This is a genomic window from Vibrio sp. B1ASS3 (assembly GCF_905175355.1).
Lineage (GTDB): Bacteria > Pseudomonadota > Gammaproteobacteria > Enterobacterales > Vibrionaceae > Vibrio > Vibrio owensii.
The window spans coordinates 1,529,324-1,549,190 of the sequence record NZ_HG992742.1 but is presented as its reverse complement, the minus strand read 5'-3'; the positions used below and the strand labels follow the sequence as shown (position 1 = coordinate 1,549,190).

At 43.5% G+C, this 19,867-nt stretch carries 13 protein-coding genes, 4 tRNA genes and 2 pseudogenes; 8 read left to right on the top strand and 11 right to left on the bottom strand.

What is annotated here, in order from left to right; translation table 11 throughout:
• Positions 1 to 191: 191 nt before the first annotated feature.
• Both KJB05_RS06975 and KJB05_RS06970 read left to right on the top strand, forming a co-directional pair.
• Positions 192 to 1,094 carry a DUF3943 domain-containing protein gene (locus tag KJB05_RS06975; RefSeq protein WP_208445952.1) on the top strand — a complete coding sequence of 301 codons (903 nt, stop codon included), beginning with the start codon at positions 192 to 194 and terminating at the stop codon, positions 1,092 to 1,094.
• A gap of 241 nt (positions 1,095 to 1,335) precedes the next feature.
• Positions 1,336 to 1,848, top strand: a complete 513-nt coding sequence (locus KJB05_RS06970; RefSeq protein WP_039987755.1) for an ACT domain-containing protein — start codon at positions 1,336 to 1,338, stop codon at positions 1,846 to 1,848.
• Between the two features lie 81 nt (positions 1,849 to 1,929).
• Here KJB05_RS06970 and nspC read toward each other — a convergent pair whose 3' ends face one another.
• From nspC to uvrY, 10 genes and pseudogenes are all read right to left on the bottom strand, one after another.
• On the bottom strand, positions 1,930 to 3,063 hold the full coding sequence (nspC, locus tag KJB05_RS06965) for a carboxynorspermidine decarboxylase (protein WP_045416258.1): 1,134 nt from the start codon (positions 3,061 to 3,063) through the stop codon (positions 1,930 to 1,932).
• A gap of 337 nt (positions 3,064 to 3,400) precedes the next feature.
• A complete protein-coding gene (locus KJB05_RS06960; protein ID WP_009706907.1) occupies positions 3,401 to 4,654 on the bottom strand; it encodes a carboxynorspermidine synthase in 1,254 nt (417 codons plus the stop codon).
• Positions 4,655 to 4,672: 18 nt separating this feature from the next.
• Positions 4,673 to 7,564, bottom strand: coding sequence for a pyridoxal phosphate-dependent class III aminotransferase (locus KJB05_RS06955; RefSeq protein WP_208445944.1), 2,892 nt, complete (start codon positions 7,562 to 7,564; stop codon positions 4,673 to 4,675).
• Positions 7,565 to 8,480: 916 nt separating this feature from the next.
• A tRNA-Gly gene (locus KJB05_RS06950) sits at positions 8,481 to 8,556 on the bottom strand.
• 10 nt (positions 8,557 to 8,566) lie between these two features.
• Positions 8,567 to 8,653: transfer RNA gene (locus tag KJB05_RS06945), tRNA-Leu, on the bottom strand.
• An 80-nt stretch (positions 8,654 to 8,733) separates the two neighbouring features.
• Positions 8,734 to 8,809 (bottom strand) — tRNA-Gly (locus KJB05_RS06940).
• A gap of 21 nt (positions 8,810 to 8,830) precedes the next feature.
• Positions 8,831 to 8,904 (bottom strand) — tRNA-Cys (locus KJB05_RS06935).
• 401 nt (positions 8,905 to 9,305) lie between these two features.
• Positions 9,306 to 9,863, bottom strand: a complete 558-nt coding sequence (pgsA, locus tag KJB05_RS06930; RefSeq protein ID WP_009706909.1) for a CDP-diacylglycerol--glycerol-3-phosphate 3-phosphatidyltransferase — start codon at positions 9,861 to 9,863, stop codon at positions 9,306 to 9,308.
• Between the two features lie 46 nt (positions 9,864 to 9,909).
• Positions 9,910 to 11,741 (bottom strand): annotated as a pseudogene (gene uvrC / locus KJB05_RS06925) (excinuclease ABC subunit UvrC).
• A gap of 1 nt (position 11,742) precedes the next feature.
• Positions 11,743 to 12,387 (bottom strand): UvrY/SirA/GacA family response regulator transcription factor, encoded by a 645-nt coding sequence (gene uvrY / locus KJB05_RS06920; RefSeq protein ID WP_005434947.1) that lies wholly within the window; start codon positions 12,385 to 12,387, stop codon positions 11,743 to 11,745.
• Between the two features lie 433 nt (positions 12,388 to 12,820).
• Here uvrY and KJB05_RS06915 point away from each other — a divergent pair.
• Positions 12,821 to 13,498 (top strand): annotated as a pseudogene (locus KJB05_RS06915) (DNA polymerase II); the annotation flags it as partial.
• 99 nt (positions 13,499 to 13,597) lie between these two features.
• Positions 13,598 to 13,990 carry a site-specific integrase gene (locus tag KJB05_RS06910; RefSeq protein WP_208445943.1) on the top strand — a complete coding sequence of 131 codons (393 nt, stop codon included), beginning with the start codon at positions 13,598 to 13,600 and terminating at the stop codon, positions 13,988 to 13,990.
• 39 nt (positions 13,991 to 14,029) lie between these two features.
• Here KJB05_RS06910 and KJB05_RS06905 read toward each other — a convergent pair whose 3' ends face one another.
• Entirely contained in the window at positions 14,030 to 14,950 is a 921-nt protein-coding gene (locus KJB05_RS06905) for an IS5 family transposase (RefSeq protein ID WP_213053073.1), read from the bottom strand.
• Between the two features lie 16 nt (positions 14,951 to 14,966).
• Between KJB05_RS06905 and KJB05_RS06900 the strand changes: the two genes are divergently transcribed.
• The 4 genes from KJB05_RS06900 (at position 14,967) to KJB05_RS06885 (ending at position 19,687) form a co-directional block, all read left to right on the top strand.
• Positions 14,967 to 15,848: a site-specific integrase gene (locus KJB05_RS06900; protein ID WP_208446304.1), complete on the top strand. Its 882-nt coding sequence runs from the start codon at positions 14,967 to 14,969 to the stop codon at positions 15,846 to 15,848.
• On the top strand, positions 15,845 to 16,846 hold the full coding sequence (locus tag KJB05_RS06895) for a hypothetical protein (RefSeq protein WP_208446305.1): 1,002 nt from the start codon (positions 15,845 to 15,847) through the stop codon (positions 16,844 to 16,846). Before KJB05_RS06900 ends, KJB05_RS06895 begins: the two co-directional genes overlap by 4 nt.
• Positions 16,847 to 17,333: 487 nt before the next feature.
• Positions 17,334 to 18,008: a hypothetical protein gene (locus KJB05_RS06890; protein WP_208446306.1), complete on the top strand. Its 675-nt coding sequence runs from the start codon at positions 17,334 to 17,336 to the stop codon at positions 18,006 to 18,008.
• Positions 18,005 to 19,687: a hypothetical protein gene (locus KJB05_RS06885; protein ID WP_208446307.1), complete on the top strand. Its 1,683-nt coding sequence runs from the start codon at positions 18,005 to 18,007 to the stop codon at positions 19,685 to 19,687. The genes KJB05_RS06890 and KJB05_RS06885 overlap by 4 nt, the downstream gene beginning before the upstream one ends.
• The last annotated feature ends 180 nt before the right edge of the window (positions 19,688 to 19,867 follow it).

The following is a 19,867-nucleotide window of genomic DNA, read 5'->3' as shown; positions in this document are numbered from 1 at the left end:
CCTGAAAATAGGCAAAATCCACATTTTTTCGACATTGTGCCTATATCGTTTTCATTTTATTAGACTAATCTCTTAGTTAATTTGTTGAGATTAAATGTAGGTCAAGTATTTAAATGGCTGTTCTTTTAAGGGATAATTGTGAGCCCGATCATCAAACCAACAACTCGGAGACCTCTGTGTCAAAATCATCCATGTTCAAGAAAACTCTAAGTGGTCTTGTTCTGACTGCGTCAGCTGCGGCGAACGCGAGCCAGTACGATATGAGTAACCATATCGAGTTCTCTTACACGCCTGATTGCCTGTCAGGTTACTGCGAAACGACTACTCTGTATAGCTTCGAACCACAAAATCGTAGCTTTGCTATGGGGTTGGATAGCGATGATTCCTTAAATCTCGACGCAGGTCTTCAACCAAAGCACATGATCGTGCCAAAAGACAAAGATTGGGATTACCTAATGGGTCAAACTTATACCATTCTCGGTTTGAGTGTGGCGACTGTTGGTTTGATGACGTTACTACCAGAAAGCATTACCAAATGGGACGAAGAAGATCGTGACATGAGTAAGCTCGGTAGTAAGTGGAAAGATAACGTTTCAGACGGTCCAGTTTGGGATCGTGATGAACACTTCCTAAACTACATCATGCACCCTTACTTTGGTGGTGTTTACTACACAGCGGCGCGTCACGCGGGTTACAACGAGTTTGAATCGTTCCTATACTCAGCAACCATGTCGACTTTCTTCTGGGAATACGGTGTCGAAGCGTTTGCTGAAGTCCCATCATGGCAAGACTTGTTTATTACTCCATTTTTTGGTGCCGTGGTAGGGGAAATGATGCTAACAGCCGAGCAAGACATTATTGCTGGCGGCGGTGAAGTAATGGGTTCAGAGACAGTGGGTGATGTATCTCTGTTCTTCCTAAACCCTGTAGGTCATATCCACTACTGGGTATCCGATGCTTGGGGCGGTAGCGCAGAATTCCAGTTCAGCTCGTCTCCTTGGTTCGGCAACCAAGATGCCGCGAAATTCGCGATGGACGCTGGCGCAAGCTACGACAACGTCTTCTACGGTTTCGAAATGAAGGTAACCTTCTAAAACCAAACATTTAAGAAGCAGCTCACGGGCTGCTTTTTTTGTGCCCCAAGCATAGTTTTCATTATTTGCATCACGAATTAGCGTCAAAAATTGACCTTCGTCAAACATAACCCTCCCCCAGCACCTACACTGAAATTAAGGAAAAATTCCAATAACTTAAGTTCTTGAACCTTAAGCTCAAATCACTACAGCGATACGTCTAACCGTGCCGCACCCAAACCTTATTCCGGGAGGGGACATTATGAACACAGTGTTTATCGTTAATTTTGTTGGTCAGGCATCACCCGCAACCATTAAACAGTTAGCAGCGGTTACACATGAAAACGACGGCAAATGGTTAATCAGTAAAGTGAATTTTATTGAGGATCAGGTCGCCGGTGTTATCAAGGTTGAACTTCCTGAAAAGAACGTAGATATCGTTAAAGAAGCGTTCTCTGCTTGCCAAACATTGGTAGTGAGATTTGTTGATTCAGAACCGTATGCTCACGCTCAAGAGACGGTTTTTCAATTGCGTCTGGATGCCAACGACCGAGCTGGTATCGTCAATGAAATCACTCATGTCTTGGACGGGCAAGGCATCTCAATTCTTGATATGGACTGCCAACGTGTGTTTATTGCTGGCGGCGGCGGTGTTAGCTCAAGTCTATTCAGTGCAAAAATGGCGATTAAGTTGCCAAGTGAGTTGGGCATTGATGACGTAGCGAACGAGCTAGAAGCACTAAGTGAAGATACGCGCGTTATTGTAGAAGGTTAACACGCTGTGCCTACTCTTTCATCCAGTAAAAAGAGCAGCGTTATGCTGCTCTTTTTCGTTTTGTCTTGGACAATTTGGTGGTTACTTCACTGTCCATTGAGACAACGAACGTTTGAAATCTGAGTAATCAAACTCGTTCAGTTTTTGAATCTCGCCGCTTGAACGCTCGCAGTACACAGATGGCATACGTAGACCGTTAAACCAGTTCAGCTTCACCATGGTGTAACCCGCGCTATCCAGAATATGCAGACGCTGACCAATCTCTAGTGGTTGCTCAAAGTTCGCCACACAGAACTGGTCACCAGCCAGACAAGAACACGAACCAATGACGTATTCGTGCTCGCCGCTTTCAGACGCTTCCAGAATTGACGCTGGCTCATTGTAAATCAAGGTATCTAGTCTATGCGCTTCCGTTGCCGAATCCACAATCGCTGTCTTCTTCACGTTCTCAACGATATCTACCACAGTCACGACAAGATCCGTGGTCTTGGTAATAATGGCTTCGCCCGGCTCTAGGTACATTTGCACACCATGTTTTTCTGAGAAAGCTTTTAGCGCAAGACCTAGCTTCTCGATGTCGTAGCCCGGCCATGTGAAGAATACACCACCGCCCATACTGACCCAGTCTAGCTTGTTTAGGTACTCGCCAAACTGCTCTGAGATCGAATCAAGCAAGCCGATAAATGCGTCTACGTCTTTGTTCTCACAGTTCATGTGGAACATCACGCCATCAATACCATCGAAAATTTCTGGCTTGATGTGGTCAGCTTGTACGCCCAAACGAGAGTATTGGCGTGCTGGGTTCGCTAAATCTTGACCTGCGTAGCTTACACCCGGGTTTAAACGCAAACCAATCGATGCTTTACCTTCAACAATATGACGGTATGCCGCCAGCTGTGATTGAGAGTTGAAGATCATCTTGTCGCAGATATCTGCTACTTCACGGACATCATCTTCGCTGTAGCCCACGCTGTATGCATGCGTCTCACCGCCGAAAGTTTCGTAGCCAAGCTTTACTTCAAACGGGCCAGAGCTGGTTGTCCCGTCTAGGTAAGGTTTGATGATGTCGAACACACCCCATGTTGAGAAGCACTTCAGTGCCAACACCAGTTTCACACCAGAGATATCTTTCAGCTGTTTTGCTTTCTCTAAGTTCTCAACCAACTTGTCTTCATTGATCATGAAGTACGGGGTTTTCAGTTGTTCTTTACTCATAACTAACCATTTATCAACGATTAACCCCCTCTAACTCCCCCTTAGAAAGGGGGAGGATTAAACCAAGCCACCTCTACTCTTGCCAAAAAAGTGGAGAGATTGAAGCCACGATCAGTCTGTTTCTGCTACTCCCCTTAAAAAGGAAAGTGGAAACTGTACTCGGTTTGCCTCAACTTCCCCCCTTTTAAAAGTGGAAGATTTGAAACTAAGCTCGGCCTTTCTTTGCTCCTCCCCTTTTCAAGGGGAGGCTGGGAGGGGTTAACCTTAAATACAACAAAAGCAGCCACGGCTTCACGCCATGACTGCTCGAGTAATCTAAATAAGTTTGACGTTAAACTTATTTGTTCAGTTCGTGAATCAGCGGCAAACCTTGACCTGCTTCTAATTCCTGAACATGCCAATCAAGACCGATAGTTGGCATTGTTTCTAGGAACGGGTCTGGGTTTAGCTGTTCCATGTTGAACACACCTTTATCTGCCCATTCGCCACGGAAGAATTGCAGCGCTGCAGTGATAGCAGGCACACCTGTTGTGTAAGAGATCGCTTGGTGTTCTACATCTTCGTAAGCCACTTCGTGGTCTGCGTTGTTGTAGATAAACACGCTACGCTCTTTACCGTCTTTCTTACCTTGAACCCAAGTGCCGATACACGTTAGGCCAGTGTAGCCTGGTGCTAGAGACGTTGGATCTGGCAACATCGCTTTTAATACGTGCAAAGGTTGTACGACTGTACCATCGTGCAGCGTTAGCGGGTCTGGGCTCAATAGGCCGATATCACGCATTACATTGAAGTAGTTTAGGTAACGGTCACCGAAACCCATCCAGAATTCAATGCGTTTCGCAGGGATGAACTCTTTCATTGAGCGAACTTCATCGTGCGCCATTGAGTACACTTTGTGTGAACCACAGTTCGGGAAATCGAACTCTAGCATACGAGAGTGACAAGGTACTTGTTTCCACTCGCCGTTTTCCCAGTAGAACGAATCGCCTTGGATCTCAAGCATGTTCGTTTCTGGGTCAAAGTTGGTCGCAAACTTCTTACCGTGGTCGCCCGCGTTCACGTCCATTACGTCGATAGTGTCAATTTCATCAAACAGATGCTTCACTGCGTACGCCGCGAATACTGATACTACGCCTGGATCGAAACCCGCGCCTAGGATACCCGTGATACCCGCCTCTTCGAACTTCTCACGGTAACCCCATTGCCAGTCGTAAGCTTCAGGCACTTGTTGGCCTTCAGAACATAGGTCAACCGCTACTGATGTATCTAAATATGAAACTTTTGCTCGGTAACACGCTTCCATGATTGGCATGTTAACCCACGGAGGACCCGCGTTAATCACTAGATCCGGTTTTACTTCTTCAATAAGAGCAACCAGAGAATCTACGTCGTCAGCATTCACTGCACGCGCGTCTAGTTTCTTAGCTGAATCTTTCAGGTTGTTTTTCTTCTGAATCGATTCGATGATCTTCTCACACTTACCGATAGTACGTGATGCGATTGTGATATCACCCAGAACGTCGTTGTTTTGTGCTGCTTTATGTGCAACAACCCAGCCAACGCCGCCTGCACCAATCTGTAGAACTGCCATAGTTTTCCGTTACCTTTATTAAACTAGCTCAACTGCTAGCGTGTTGATTTTCAAGAGCAAAGATTCAAAGTCCGCTGTCGTTAGACAAGGATTCAAAATCGTAAATTTAAGAGCGGTCTTACCATCAACGATGGTTTCACCAAGAACTGCGATACCGCGAGTCAACGCTTCAAGACGCAACGCTTTGTTCAGTTCATCTAAATCTGCAGATGCGTTGTTTGTGCGTACATTGGTTGCACGGAATAGAACCGTAGAAAGTGCTGGTTCAGCAAGAAGTTCAAACTGCTCGTGGTTCCGAACCATGTCGGCAACCTGCTGCGTTTGTACCAATAAGTGATCGTACATATCGCCAAGCGCCTTAGGACCCACGTTTTGCATCGTCATAAAGACTTTCAATGCATCAAAACGCTTCGTCGTTGCGATAGATTTGTCGACCAAGTTTGGTAGCTCATCATGTTCACGGTTTAGGTAGTCAGCATGATGAAGCAGGAACTTAAAGTTCGACTTGTCGTTCACCAGCAACGCGCCGCAGCTGATTGTTTGGTAAAACAGTTTGTGGAAGTCGACACTGATCGAGTGTGCACGCTCTACACCTTTCAGGCGTGATTTGTGGCTGCTAAGTATCAATGCGCCACCGTAAGCACCATCCACGTGCATCCACATCTCATGTTTCGCTGCCATATCAGCAATGAAATCAAGATCGTCAATTGCGCCGTGATCGGTCGTACCCGCGGTGCCAACAATAGCGAATGGAATCAAACCTTCTGCTTTTGCCTGAGTTAGAACTTGATCTAACTGAGAAATGTCCATTGTGCCGTCAGCGTTCGCATCGACGGTCATCACGGCTTTCTCACCCAGCCCCATCCAAGATGCTGACTTTTGAACCGTGAAGTGCGATTTCTTCGAACATACGATACGAAGTTTGTCCGCGTATTCTGGAAGACCCAGCTTCTGAATTGAGTGGTTACTTAGCTTGTCAGCAATCCAGTCACGCGCCAGCATTAGGCCCATCTGGTTGCTTTGTGTGCCGCCGCTAGTGAAGATGCCATCTGCCTTATCACCAAGCTCGTACTTGTCACAAAGCCAGTTGATAACCTTCTGCTCAACGTAAGTCGCAGACGATGCTTGATCCCATGAATCCATTGATTGGTTCAATGCTGCAATCATGGCTTCTGCCGCTACCGCAGGCATGAGAGGAGGCGTATGTAGGTGAGCAATGCAATCTGGGTGCTGAGTGAAAATCGCATTCTTCGCAACAAGCTCTGCTGCTTCATCAATCACTGACTTTAGCGATGCGTTTTTGTTGTCCAGATCGACCGCGTTAATCGCCGCTTCCAGCAGTTTAGGCTCCATTCCTGAGTATGGTGCATTCACCTGCTCAAACACCGATTTCATTGCTGCAGTCATGTGATTCATCACGGACGCAAACTCAGTACCACCAAGTTCACCGGTTTGAATGAAGTGCTTTTTCCACTCGTCTTGTGGGTCTGCTTCAACGTGGCTACCGCCTGCAGCGATAATTGCGTCTTCCAGAACACGAAGTGCAAAGTCAATTTGCTCAAAAGAAATGATAAGCGGAGGAAGGAAACGAATGACGGAGCCGTCACGGCCGCCCTTTTCTACCATCAATCCACGCTCAAGCGCCGCACGTTGGATAGCAAGAGTAAGCTGGCCATCTGACAACGGCTCACCAAACTTGTTTAGCTCGCCACTTGGATGTTTAATCTCAACGCCAAGCATCAAACCTTTGCCGCGTACGTCTGCAATGCAGTTTACGCGTTTTTGAATGCTCTCAAGACCAAAACGAAGGTATTGACCTGCAACATTGGCGTGCTCAACAAGGTTGTCACGTTGAATGATTTCCAATGCTTTCGCACCTGATACCATTGCAAGCTGGTTACCACGGAAAGTACCAGTGTGTTCACCTGGCTTCCATGTGTCGTGTTGCTTGTTGATCACCAATAGTGACATTGGCAAGCCACCACCGATCGCTTTAGACAAACACAAAATATCAGGAACAATGCCCGCTTCTTCGAATGCGAAGTTGTAGCCCGACTTACCAACACCACATTGAATTTCGTCAAAAATCAGTAGGATACCGTGATCGTCACAGATGCGGCGCAGCTCACGTAGCCAGAATGCAGGCGCAGGAATCACACCGCCCTCACCTTGTACTGGCTCTACAATGATTGCTGCTGGCTTCATGATGCCTGCTTCGTCGTCGTTCAGTAGACGCTCGATGTAGCGAATGCTTGCTTTCGCACCTTCATCTCCACCTAGGCCAAACGGGCAACGTAAGCTGTAAGGGAAAGGCATAAAGTGCACGTCTGACATCAAGCCAGTACGACGAGCTTTGGTGCCCAAGTTCCCCATCATACCCATGGTGCCGTTCGTCATACCGTGGTAGGCACCGCGGAAAGCGAACATGGTGTTACGACCTGTGGTTTGTTTGGCAAGTTTGATTGCTGCCTCAACCGCGTCTGCACCTGAAGGGCCACAGAACTGAATCACACAGTTGTCGCTCAGCTCTTGCGGTAAAAAGCCTTTAACAGACTTGATGAAATCCGTTTTCGCAGACGTTGCGATATCCAGAGTCTGGTACGGCAAACCAGAATCCAATTGTTCTTTTAGCGCTTGGTTAATCTCTGGGTGGTTATAACCCAAAGCCAATGTACCCGCACCAGCAAGACAATCTAGGAAAATTTGACCACGCGTATCTTCAACCAAACAGCCATAAGCTTGCTTAATCGCGATTGGTAGACGACGTGGGTAAGAACGAACCTCAGATTCATGCTCTGCTTGTTCGATAAGAACTTGATCAGGCGTTAAATCGTAGATTCCTTCAACAACAGGAACCTGGGAGGAAAAGTAATTTGCGATAGTGTTATCGACTTCAAAGGCAGTGCTCATACTACATAATCCCTTGAATTATAATGATTCTCTTTCCTGTATTTATTCTCGTTAGTATTAAATAACAGGAGATATAGATACACCTCCGCATTCGTCATCGATTAAATGACAAATACAGATAACCCGTCACGACGAGCGTGACTTTTTATTTTGATTGGGGAGTAATCAAGGTTCCGTAATGCACCCGTTTTGTAAAACAGGACATTTCGGCAGTATGAAGCTGATTAGTGTGTGTTTGTTTAAAGGTTTCAATGTTGGGTTTCCCATTAACATGCTGTTTCTTACAGCACTAGTATCCCGTCTATCGACAAATGGCTTTGCCGATACCTACCCTACGTAGTGTCACAATCAGCTTGAATGTTCACTACGCGTATCCCCCAGAGAATCAAAGTCGTAATAATACGCTCCGAGATTGCGCGCGAATTTATCACAAACTAAAATCTTCTGGCAATATGTTTTCACAGGTTGCATATTGATTGAGATCACAATCACAGCAAACGTTTACTCAGTTCATTTTCCGTAATATTGATATCTATCGCAGAAATTAGCGTCAGAAGTGGATCATCTGAAATGCTCAAAGGAAGAGTCAGGAAGCAACTCAGTAAACTTAGGAAGCCCTAAAGCTAATACCAATCACAGTAAATAAGTGATCAGAAATAGCGTAGGGAAAATGCTTGAGAACAAGGCGCAATTTTTCGATAAGTAGTTATTCTACAATCAAAAATTGCAACGCAGTTATCGAGTATTTTAACAAGCTAGAATGACCAGTTATTTACTACGATTGGTATAATATTGAAGATGTGAGAAACCGATTCTGATCAGCGATGTGAAGCTCTGGGGATGAGAAAACTGAGCTCGTTGAAGTTGAATCGATAGAAACGAAAAAGCCCAGCATAAATGCTGGGCTTTCCGAATCTGGAGCGACACACGAGGTTCGAACTCGTGACCTCAACCTTGGCAAGGTTGCGCTCTACCAACTGAGCTAGTGTCGCAGATTTGAGATGGTGCCCCGGGCCGGACTTGAACCGGCACAACGCGAACGTCGAGGGATTTTAAATCCCTTGTGTCTACCAATTCCACCACCAGGGCACACAAATTTCTTTGTGATGCCTTTACAGAAAAGTAAAACACCATCATCTGATACCGCTTAACGCCATATCATTTTTATTTGGAGCGACACACGAGGTTCGAACTCGTGACCTCAACCTTGGCAAGGTTGCGCTCTACCAACTGAGCTAGTGTCGCATTCATTCTACAAGAGAATAATGGAGGCGCCTCCCGGAGTCGAACCGAGGTCCACGGATTTGCAATCCGCTGCATAGCCACTCTGCCAAGGCGCCTCATTTGTGAAGTAAGCATTGCTTCTTTCACCACCCTTTCAAGCAGTGCTCTCTTGGGTACGGAGTGCATTCTACGGATTCGGACGATCGAGTCAACACTATTTTTATTTTTTTAAATCGTTTGACCAGAATTTGTGCGAAAGACGGTAAATTGATTAGTTTTAATACTGAGATTAGCCCAAATACTCTTGTTTATCATGAATATCGAGCTACACCTTTCACCTATTCTGTGGCGTTCCTTCTTGTATTAACTATCGATAATTAAAGGAACAAACCGCACTAAGCGTTTAGTCGGATTAAAAACAAGACTCACGTCACATTTTTCTTCATCACAAATCCGAGGCATAAAAAAAGCAGGCTATATCGCCTGCTTCTTAAAATGCTATTTATGTGTTGTTTGATTAATGGTGCTCTTCGTTGAGCAAATCATCTTTCGCTGCCGCTAAGTATTGAACCATTGACCAATACGTTAGGAAGGTTGCGATATAAAGAGCACCAAAGCCTAGCCATACCATCCAATCATCGTAACGCCAGATCAACACCCACAATGCGAACATTTGAGACACGGTTTTTACTTTACCGACCCAAGAAACCGCAACACTGGCTCGTTTACCGATTTCTGCCATCCATTCACGCAATGCAGAGATGATGATTTCTCGCGCTATCATAGTTACCGCAGGAATGGTTACCCAAATTGTGTGGTAGTGCTCCGTAATCATAATCAGAGCAGTGGCGACTAAGACCTTATCAGCGACTGGGTCGATGAAGGCACCAAAACGAGAGGTTTGGCCTAACTTACGAGCTAGCATGCCGTCTAACCAATCGGTAAACCCTGCAACCCAGAAAACCATTGCTGCTGCAAAAGGAGCCCAAGAGTAAGGTAGATAGAAAACAACCACAAAAACTGGGATTAGGAACAGTCTTAGTAGAGATAGAATGTTCGGGATATTCAAACGCATTTTATTATTCTCTTACACATTGCGGCTTAATGTTGCGGGATTTTCCTTATTGTTTCAATGCTTGGAAAATAATTTCTGCCAAAGAGTGACTAATTCCCGGTACTTTGGCGATTTCTTCGACACTTGCACGCTTTAATTCCTGTAAACCACCCATGTATTTGAGCAAAGCTTGACGACGTTTTGGTCCAACGCCTTCAATTCCCTCTAAAGCACTGGTGCGACGCGTTTTTCCACGTTTCGCTCTGTGCCCTGCGATTGCATGGTTATGGCTCTCATCTCGAATATGTTGGATCAGGTGCAACGCTGGTGCATCACTTGGCAAGTTGAATTCTTCACCATCTACGGTAATTAAGGTTTCAAGACCTGGTTTACGTGTCACCCCTTTTGCAATACCAATCATAGTCGGACGCTTTGGCCAATCTCCCCAGTACTGCGAAATGATTTCATGAGCACGATTCAATTGCCCTTTACCACCATCGATAAAAATAATGTCAGGTATCTTCTCTACATCAAGTTGCTTCGAATAGCGGCGCTCTAATGCCTGTCCCATCGCTGCGTAATCATCACCACCCGTAATGCCTGTGATGTTGTAGCGACGATACTCTTGCTTGACTGGACCTTCACTGTTGAACACCACACAGGAAGCAATAGTGCTCTCGCCCATCGTATGCGAGATATCGAAACACTCCATCCGAGCGATGGTTTCCATACCCAAGACTTCTCTCAGTGCTTTGAAACGCTGATTGATGGTCATCTTGTGATTGATCTTAGTGGTAATCGCCGTCAACGCATTGGTATTGGACAACTTGAGGTAACGACCGCGCGACCCTGTCGGTGAGGTGTGGAATTGAACCTTACGCCCCGCTACTTCACTCAGAGCTTGCTGAATAGGCTCGATATCGCCACCTAGCTCTTGATTCAAGATAATGCGAGAAGGAATAGTACGCGCCTCGTTATGGCTTAAGTAGTACTGAGTAAGGAAGCTATCAAACACTTCTTGCTGACTGGTGTTCTGTGGAATCTTAGGGAAGTGACTGCGACTGCCTAACACTTTACCCTGACGAATCATCAAGATATGGATACAAGCAATGCCGTTTTCTTGGGCAAAACCAAGCACGTCCATATCATCCATGCTGTCTTCTGAAACGTATTGCTGTTCTTGTACGCGTCGAATCGCTTGGATCTGGTCGCGGAATTTAGCCGCATCTTCAAAACGAAGTTGTTGGCTTGCCACTTCCATTTTCTCAATAAGCTGCTCAAGTACTTGCTTATCTTTGCCCTGCAAAAACAAACGAACAAAGCCCACCAGCTCGGCGTATTCTTCATCCGAAATAATCGTGCTCACACACGGTCCCGCACAGCGCCAATTTGATACATCAAACATGGACGCGTTCGGTTGGAATAGACCGTATCTTCACACTGGCGAACAGGGAGGGTTTTCTGCAAAAGGTGCAAGGTTTCTCGTACCGCGCCCGAATCAGGATACGGCCCAAAGTATTCACCTTTGCGCTTTTTCGCACCACGATGCATAGACAATCGCGGATGTTTGTGGCCACTAATAAAAATGTAAGGGTACGATTTATCGTCACGCAGAAGTACGTTGTATTTCGGTAAGTATTGCTTGATGTAGTTGTGCTCAAGGATGAGCGCTTCCGTCTCGGTATGAGTGACCGTGACATCAATCTTAGCAATATTGCTTACGAGGGCGCGCGTTTTCTCGCTATCTACTTTTTTACGAAAGTAGCTTGAGAGGCGCTTTTTGAGATCTTTGGCTTTGCCTACATAAATGACAACAGCCTCGGCGTTGTACATTCTGTAAACGCCGGGCTGATGAGTTACTGTCTTGAGAAAGGAAGCCGAATCGAAGGGTTGATTCACACTAAAGGGTCTCGGTGTCCAGCATTCCGTGGCGGATCGCTAAGTGTGTCAACTCAACGTCACCATTAATGTCCAGCTTGCTAAACAGTCGGTAGCGGTAACTGTTGACTGTTTTTGGACTTAAATTCAATTGTTCAGAAATATCCGTTACTTTCTGGCCTTTGGTGATCATCATCATGATCTGCAGTTCGCGTTCAGAGAGGTCTTTAAATGGGTTTTCTGAGGCAGGTGAGAATTGACTCAATGCCATCTGCTGCGCAATCTCTGGCGAGATGTAACGCTGCCCACTGTTAACCACACGAATTGCGTTAACCATTTCATCAGGACCCGCGCCTTTAGTTAAATAACCAGAAGCACCCGCCTGCATCACTTTAGTTGGGAACGGATTTTCCGTATGAACGGTTAGTACGATGATTTTTACATCAGGATTCACGCGAAGAATCTTTTTCGTGGCTTCCAAGCCGCCTATTCCTGGCATGTTCATATCCATTAAAACGACGTCAGCATGATTACTACGACACCATTTTACTGCTTCTTCACCGCTGTCAGCTTCTCCTGCTACGTTCATTCCACGGACGTCTTCAATAATACGTCGTATCCCTGTGCGAACCAGCTCGTGATCATCTACAAGGAAAACATTTATCAAACTTGTATCTCCACACTTTTATTGGCTCTGCACCCACATAACATTTGTCAAATGTGGATATCAGTATGAGTGCCTATATACTAACACATATGGCAAAAAATTGCTTTCTATGAATATGTGCTTAAACGCAAAGTTTGGCAAGAACTTATTCATAAACCACTCTATTATTTGAGTGTGCTCTGTGCAAAGCCGAATTTTAAGACAAGCTAATTAACAACATAAGCTCCAATAAATCAAGCAGCTAGATTTCACTTTGCTCAGCAAAACGCAATATCACCCATAAATGGTTATTCCATAAGCGACCTATCTCAGCTTTTGTACACCCAAGGCACCACGATTTAACCAGCAAAATAGAGCATTACTTTTCACTGGTTATTTTTACAGTTCTTAATGATAGAATACGTTCTTCATTGATTTACAAGGTTTCTCTCTATTGAACATCCAACAAGGCTTCCTTCTCACTCGCCAAGCCCGAGACATCAAAGGTCAAACTCAAATCGAGTTGTGGCTTTCGACCGAGAATGGTCCGACCCAATTGTTGATTCAAGGAGAAAGACCTGTCTTCTTTATTGAACAAGCGCAAATCGAACAAACCAAGCAATTTGCCGCTGCTAAGCAAATTGCTGTCGACATACGCCAACTAGAGTTAAAGAACTTCCAGCTCACGCCTTTAGCTGCATGTTATACCCAGACCACAAAAGACGCGTTCGCCCTACAAGATGAACTTAAGCAAAACGACATCGTCCATTTTGAGGGCGATGTACGACTTGCCGATCGTTATCTGATGGAACGCTTTATCAAAGGCAGCATGGAGTTTACCGGGAATCTACAATCTCGAAACGGGTTCCAACGCGTCCAAAACGCAAAGTGTCGAACAGGCGAATATCAACCTAAGCTGCATGTGGTCTCCCTCGACTTAGAGTGCTCTGAAAAAGGCATCCTCTATTCCATTGGTTTAGACAGCCCTGTCGATTCACGTGTAATCATGATTGGTAAGCCAGAACAATCAGACACGCCAATTCAATGGGTAAAAGACGAGAAGGCTTTGCTCGATGCTTTAATCGCGTGGTTTAAGCAATTTGACCCAGATGTGATTGTTGGTTGGAACGTTTATCCGAAGCTCCACGTTTAACAACTTTTTGTTGACTAATTTTTAATCTTCTACTTAAGTCAACATAGTGCTTCATCGTATAAGTGTGATCATAAGCCTATGTGGAAAAAAATTAAAGTCACAGGAATTCAAAGTTCAATTGGTTCAATCGATACCTATTTTGTAGTTCGTGATGACATTCCATTTGGAACCGAGGGACACTTCCACGTTTCTGCCTCTTTATATCTTCTACTAGGCTCAGCAAATGGTGCGAAATTAAGCACGCAAAAAGTTCGGGCAAGTGACTTAGTTCTCTTTTTTAATACGCTTGAGTTCCCAAACAATCCAAGACAGGCACCTTTAGATTGGAAGTTGTTAACTGATAATGACCTAGCAGGATATCTAGGTTATCTAAGAGCTGAACGAAAAAACGGCGAATCAACGATTCTTAGAGCAATATCATCATTACGTCCATTTTATCTGTTTGCTCGTGACACGGGCTTTGTTGCTTAATTCGGTGAGAAGACATGGCAGTCCCATGTTGAACGCTTCTTAAACAACATACTGAGTTTCAGGCATACCAAGCCCTGTTAGCTTGTTCAGCGCTTTGATCATGGCATAAGTTTCGCCAACCTGAGCGTTGTAGTTTCTTAAGCTTAATTTTCCACCTAACAACTGTTTCACCCGATGCATTGTTGTCTCTGATAGTGAGCGCTTATGATAGCCATACCGCTTTTTCCACTTCTCGTTGGAACCGTAGAGCTTCTGGCAACCTACTGCTAAATTTCGAGGGTGTCCTTGCTCCCAGAAGGCTGCCCCTTCTCGTGGCGGAATGAGCGGAACTGCTCCCTTGATTCGTATAGCATCGTGACAACTCCTTGTGTCATAAGCACCATCACCTGATATCTCGATGATTTTACGACGTGTCTGCTTGAGTAAGTTGGGGAGCACTTCGGCATCGGTTACGTTCGATAAACTCAGCTCTGCTGCGATTATCTCGTGGGTGCTCGTATCTACTGCGATATGCAACTTACGCCATACTCTGCGCTTCCCATCAGTACCATGCTTCTTAGCCTTCCATTCACCTTCGCCATAAACTTTGAGGCCAGTGGCATCAATTGCCAGGTGTTGTATCGCACCTCTGGTTTTAGTTTTAAATGAAATCTCAACTTCCTTGGCTCGACGGCTTATACAGGTGTAGTGTGGACAAACTAGCGGGATATTAGCTAGCTTAAATACAGAGTCTAGAAAACCTTGTAGCGCTCTCAATGGCATAGAGAAAATGCGTTTCACCATCAGTGCAGTAGTAATGGCTAAGTCGCTGAACCGGCGAGGTCTACCACGCTTGCCTTGTTTGTTTTGTTTCCACTCAGCTATCGTTTCCTCATCAATCCAAAAGGTCAGAGAACCACGGTTGATTAAGGCTTTGTTGTACTGCTTCCAGTTAGTTGTTTTGTAACGAGGTTTAGGCATGAGGCTACGACGATTGATGGGTGTAGCCGATCAGATCGTAGCTTCTAGATTTAGTTCCATCGATTTAAGCAACAAAGCCCGTGACACGCTCCCGATCCTATATTCTCACAAAACATACTCTTTTCCACACGGCAAATACAAAACCCGTAAAAGCATAGTTACAAACACCCTTACCCCAAGAAGAGTGAAGTCACAATATATAGATCGGTTACTTTTTAAGGTCATTGAAGAAAATGTAAATGGACAAAGTAAGTTCGTTCGTTTACGAAACCTCATAGGGATACGTTTAGGGAGAAACAGTGGTTTAAGGGCTCATGAAGTCACCCTAGCAGGGAATTTCAATACTAGTGGGTTGCGTAGTGATATTGCTGAGATGCGTTCTCGCGGTGAGTCTTCGATAGAGATCGATATTGTCTCTAAAAAAGGAGATAAAGGACGACCAATTGTTATTAAGAAAAACGATTTAACATTGATTGAGCGCTTTCTAAAAGGTCCTCGTCAAAAGTTCCCCGAAGGCGATCTCTTATGTCGTTCGGATGGCCTCCCTTTTTCTAGCGGCAGCACACCCGCGACGAAATGGTTCAAAGATGCGCTAAATAAAGCGATGCCAACATTGCTATCCTCATACTACGAACTCTGCTCAAACCCAGATCGAAGATTCATCATTTCAAAGAAATCGCTGAGGGATCTTAGCTTTCACTCTGGTAGGCATAGTTATGCAACAGACCTTGTAGGAGAAGCGTATGAGGCAGGAACAGATCCGAAGGAACTTCTTTTAATTCGTCTTGGGCATGTTGATAAGTCAACCTTGTCTGTCTACATAACAATCGAAGCTATTTTGGTAAACCGAGAGACTAGTAAGTCGGAGCATGAGATATCAACGCTGGATGGACAATGAAAGATATAAATCAAAACAAAAATTGGTTGTCTGACTATGCACCTGCTGAGATTACTCAATTAAATAGTGATCCAACGACTGTACAAATTTCTGTTCTTAGTACACATAACCGTAGAGTAGATCAGGTGGCAAGGTTTGAAAATCTGACAATTCCCTCAAGCCTTATCACTGACCCTTTATGTTTGTCGATCATAGCTTATTGTAAGTCTAAAGACTTTTTATCGCAGTCACCACATACTCGCAAAGGAAAATATGATATTTTCAGCAATTTATTTATGTTCCTTGATAAACGCTATGGTCATCAACATATATCTGATGTAACAGCCATTCATCCAGACTACACTAATTACCGAAAGTCTAAGGGGCGAAGCATTAGCCATTATATCGCTTCAATTAACGTTGCTCTTAAGTGGTACACAAAGCAAGACAATATTAATTTAGAAAATATCGCTAGAGTTAAAGCTACGCAAGCTAGAATACCAAGAATTTCACGCGATACGGGCAAGCCCAAGCCTGCACTTTCTGAGCTAATCGAACCGATAGAGTATGATGATGCAACGTTAATTAAATCACTCAGGGAATTTTCTGTTGTCATGCTAAAAATATTGAGAGAACAGAGGGATTACTTACTTTCAGTTCCAGAAATAATAGAAGCTAAATCATCACTACCAAACTTAAGCGATGAAGTAAGAAGTTTAATTGAACGAGGAATCAATAACTCGCATAAAGTATCTTTTGCTTTAAGGAGAAAGTATTTTAATCCATTATGGAAAGCAATATCGTACTCAAATGACGGCATACTGATAGAACGCATGTTATTAAATTGTAGTTACACTCGGTCTTACATACAAAATCGTGTTGAACCTATGACGCTGGAAGAGCAAAAAACAATTCTAGAGCAACATTTAAAAGCAGATGGCTCTCTAAGATCCAACATTAGTAGTTATTATTCCAGAACAGAGAAAAAGAGAAACTGTCAGCGCTGCGAAGTTTTCTAACCTTTCTTATGAATCCTTATCCAAGCCATCCAAAGTAGAAGAAATATTAATATCATTACTCTTAGCAAGTGAACGAATACAACCATCGGGGCAATTTGAGCTTTCCATAGATGATTATTACATCACTGGTAATAACGGTTCGTGGAGTTTTAGCAAAAATCGCTCTATTACAAATGAATATTCTTCAAGGCTATATAATAGCAGCTCTTTGGTTCATCAAGCTTATGCTAAATACATACAACTATGTAATCAGTCGCCTTACAATGAATTTAATGTTGGAAGAACGCTTCAGTCAACACAAACCAGGATAACCTTCAGAAATTGTACGGAGTTTGATCCTTATCTATCTGTAGTACTCAAGGGTTCTTATTTAAGAAACTGGCTATTAAAAACACACCCAACAACTCAACCTTTCATTAGTCTTTTAACTAAAATCTGTGCACGGAATGATCTGTTATATAATAGCTACGGCAAACATAAAAGAGGAATGAAAAGTATCGCACTCTCATATGTAACACAATCTGTAGCAATTAATTATAGAAGACGAAATGTACGAGAAAAACAAAACGCATATGAGAGATATGGACAAAATATTGTAGATGCAGCACTTGATGCACACACACCAGAGATTAAAAAAAATGTTTACATCAATAGAAGCGAAACCATAACAAGAATTAATGAACGAAAATGGTTTTCTGAAATAGTCAGTGAGGAAATGATCACTGATGCACTAAATATAAAGACTTCTCTTTCAAAATCAGAGACAAAAGTAATTACATTATCAGAAGCTCGAGAAATTTTGGGATTAAAAGGAATTAAATCAGACTCTGATGAAATGTCTAAGCTAGGTGATTTTCTTAATGATTGTGCTGATACTGAACTTAAGACAGGTTATTTTGGCGAAGTAACCCTTGGCTCCAAAAAAATAATTGTAGAAATGCCCATTACAGTAGCACTCATGTTGTCTTACCAATCCATGGTAGAAACAAAACTCAAAGATGACAAGTATATTTCAGATCGTAGAAAAGCCTACATTCTTTCTCATTACTTATATATCGATGAAATTATAAATAAATTTGAGCCATCTATTATTGAGCAAGGTAAGAAACTGTTGGAACAATTTGATATTCCATCTCCACCTTTCTTTATGGATATTTTATGATTAATAGTCCAAACCTTCAAAAGAATAAAAATCATCTCGATACCACAAAGACTCAACGTCAGAATAGCTTTGGCGATCCTATTTGGTGCCTAGAGGACGAAGACGGGAAACAAGCGGAAATTAACTTTTTAGCGTGGAAGTGTAGTGATGATAAAGTGGTGTGGGGTCAGTCATTTATCCTCAAGCGTGCAGATGGTTATGTTAATGCTGAACAAAAAATCGTAGTAAGTGATTTAGGAACTTGGAATCCTATAATTAAAAAATTGCGATCTTTTTGTGAGTACTGGGAATCCAACCACCCCACAACTCCTTTATCTAGGTGGACTAAAAGAGATGTTGCTAAATTTATTAAGGAAGTAATGATATATAGAGATGATGACGGTAATCAACACGTCAAACATCATGGTCAAGAAGAGGGTTATAGACACATTTTGTATCGTTCATATCAATACTTCACTAGTTCAGCAATCATAGATGGCTTGAGAATAGTTGTTAATCGGCAATTTACGGATGCTCTTCTTGAACCCTACTTAAAAAAATCTAATACGTCTTTAGTTGCATGGCTGAAAGGCGGGACTTTTGGAACTATCCCTATCGAAAATGGTATGGTCGTATTGGCTCATGCGGTAAGCTTATTACAATCGAAAAGAGCTAGTGCTGCTCGAGCATTCTTCAATTTCATGAGGGAAAACCAACCTACAAATCCAGCTTCGATATTATGTTTGAGGGAGAATCTATTTCCAGAAAACAGAATTTATCCCCGAGCTACATCAATACGAGGACCTCGAAAGAGTAATACTAAAAAGCTCAAAGAGATATTAGAAAAGAAACTAGATGGTGAATCACCAGCTATATTTACAGAGGGAAATCTCAGCAATTTTGTGATTGAACTCTACAACGCCGCGAGTTACATCTTGTTAGTTTTAAGTGGATTCCGTCTAAGTGAGTGGACTACATTCAAGGCGAATGATTTTGAAAAACTGTCAGATGGCACTTGGGAGTTTCGTAATGAAATACACAAAACAAATCACTCAATAAAGTCATCACGTTATCTTCATGGTATGGCAGCGCTTGCCCTTGACACTCTCCTCGAGTGCTCCTATCTCGATAAAATCTCAGAAAATGCACCTGTATTTATCCGCTCATTCAAAACCCACAAGTTTGTTAGTAACTACAAAAGAATGCCTTTACTTTCCGAGGTATTAGGCATGAGAGTTTGGGGAGAAAACCCTGAGTCAACTATCCGAAATGGATTTGATAAATTCTATGGTGACACTATTAAGCAACATCCTGAATTAGCTAACATCCACAATACAACTACCCCACATCAAGCAAGGCACCTTTGGGCAGAGTATGCTATTCGTCGATTTGATGGTGCGGTCATAGATTTGATTACCGAGCACTTCAGACATCGATATTCCGACAATTTTATTAGATCTTATTACGAGAATGCACTTCGTGAACGTGAGCGTGATGATATAGAGATTGCTTATATCGAGGATATACTGCGCCGGATTGGTAGCAACGATAAATCTTTGTCAGGATTTTATGGTCCTGCTGCTAAACGCGCTCGAATTGCACTAAAAAAAGCTGTACTTGTCTCAACCGATGATTTTGACCTTGCATTAGCAAACTTAGCTGAGAATATCGTTATTACCGTTGATGAGTGGGGGTACTGATTACTTAGAAAGGGGGAAGAGAGGCTGGCAAAATGTTGGAATAAAGAGCTAGGCACAACGATGATTGAAGAATCTCGCTCTTTTGAAGTGTGTAGCACTTGCCCACATAGCTGTAACACTAAATTGCAGAGGAAAGCGATAGAACGCTCTCTAATTGCCCATGAAGAGTTCATCGAATCT

What these genes read in the sequence shown, in the direction of transcription:
- KJB05_RS06975 (WP_208445952.1), top strand. Translation starts at nt 192, where the DNA reads ATGTTCAAGAAAACTCTAAGTGGTCTTGTTCTGACTGCGTCAGCTGCG.
- KJB05_RS06970 (WP_039987755.1), top strand. Translation starts at nt 1,336, where the DNA reads ATGAACACAGTGTTTATCGTTAATTTTGTTGGTCAGGCATCACCCGCA.
- nspC (WP_045416258.1), bottom strand. Translation starts at nt 3,063, where the DNA reads ATGAGTAAAGAACAACTGAAAACCCCGTACTTCATGATCAATGAAGAC.
- KJB05_RS06960 (WP_009706907.1), bottom strand. Translation starts at nt 4,654, where the DNA reads ATGGCAGTTCTACAGATTGGTGCAGGCGGCGTTGGCTGGGTTGTTGCA.
- KJB05_RS06955 (WP_208445944.1), bottom strand. Translation starts at nt 7,564, where the DNA reads ATGAGCACTGCCTTTGAAGTCGATAACACTATCGCAAATTACTTTTCC.
- pgsA (WP_009706909.1), bottom strand. Translation starts at nt 9,863, where the DNA reads ATGCGTTTGAATATCCCGAACATTCTATCTCTACTAAGACTGTTCCTA.
- KJB05_RS06910 (WP_208445943.1), top strand. Translation starts at nt 13,598, where the DNA reads ATGTGGAAAAAAATTAAAGTCACAGGAATTCAAAGTTCAATTGGTTCA.
- KJB05_RS06905 (WP_213053073.1), bottom strand. Translation starts at nt 14,950, where the DNA reads ATGCCTAAACCTCGTTACAAAACAACTAACTGGAAGCAGTACAACAAA.
- KJB05_RS06900 (WP_208446304.1), top strand. Translation starts at nt 14,967, where the DNA reads ATGGGTGTAGCCGATCAGATCGTAGCTTCTAGATTTAGTTCCATCGAT.
- KJB05_RS06895 (WP_208446305.1), top strand. Translation starts at nt 15,845, where the DNA reads ATGAAAGATATAAATCAAAACAAAAATTGGTTGTCTGACTATGCACCT.
- KJB05_RS06890 (WP_208446306.1), top strand. Translation starts at nt 17,334, where the DNA reads ATGAAAAGTATCGCACTCTCATATGTAACACAATCTGTAGCAATTAAT.
- KJB05_RS06885 (WP_208446307.1), top strand. Translation starts at nt 18,005, where the DNA reads ATGATTAATAGTCCAAACCTTCAAAAGAATAAAAATCATCTCGATACC.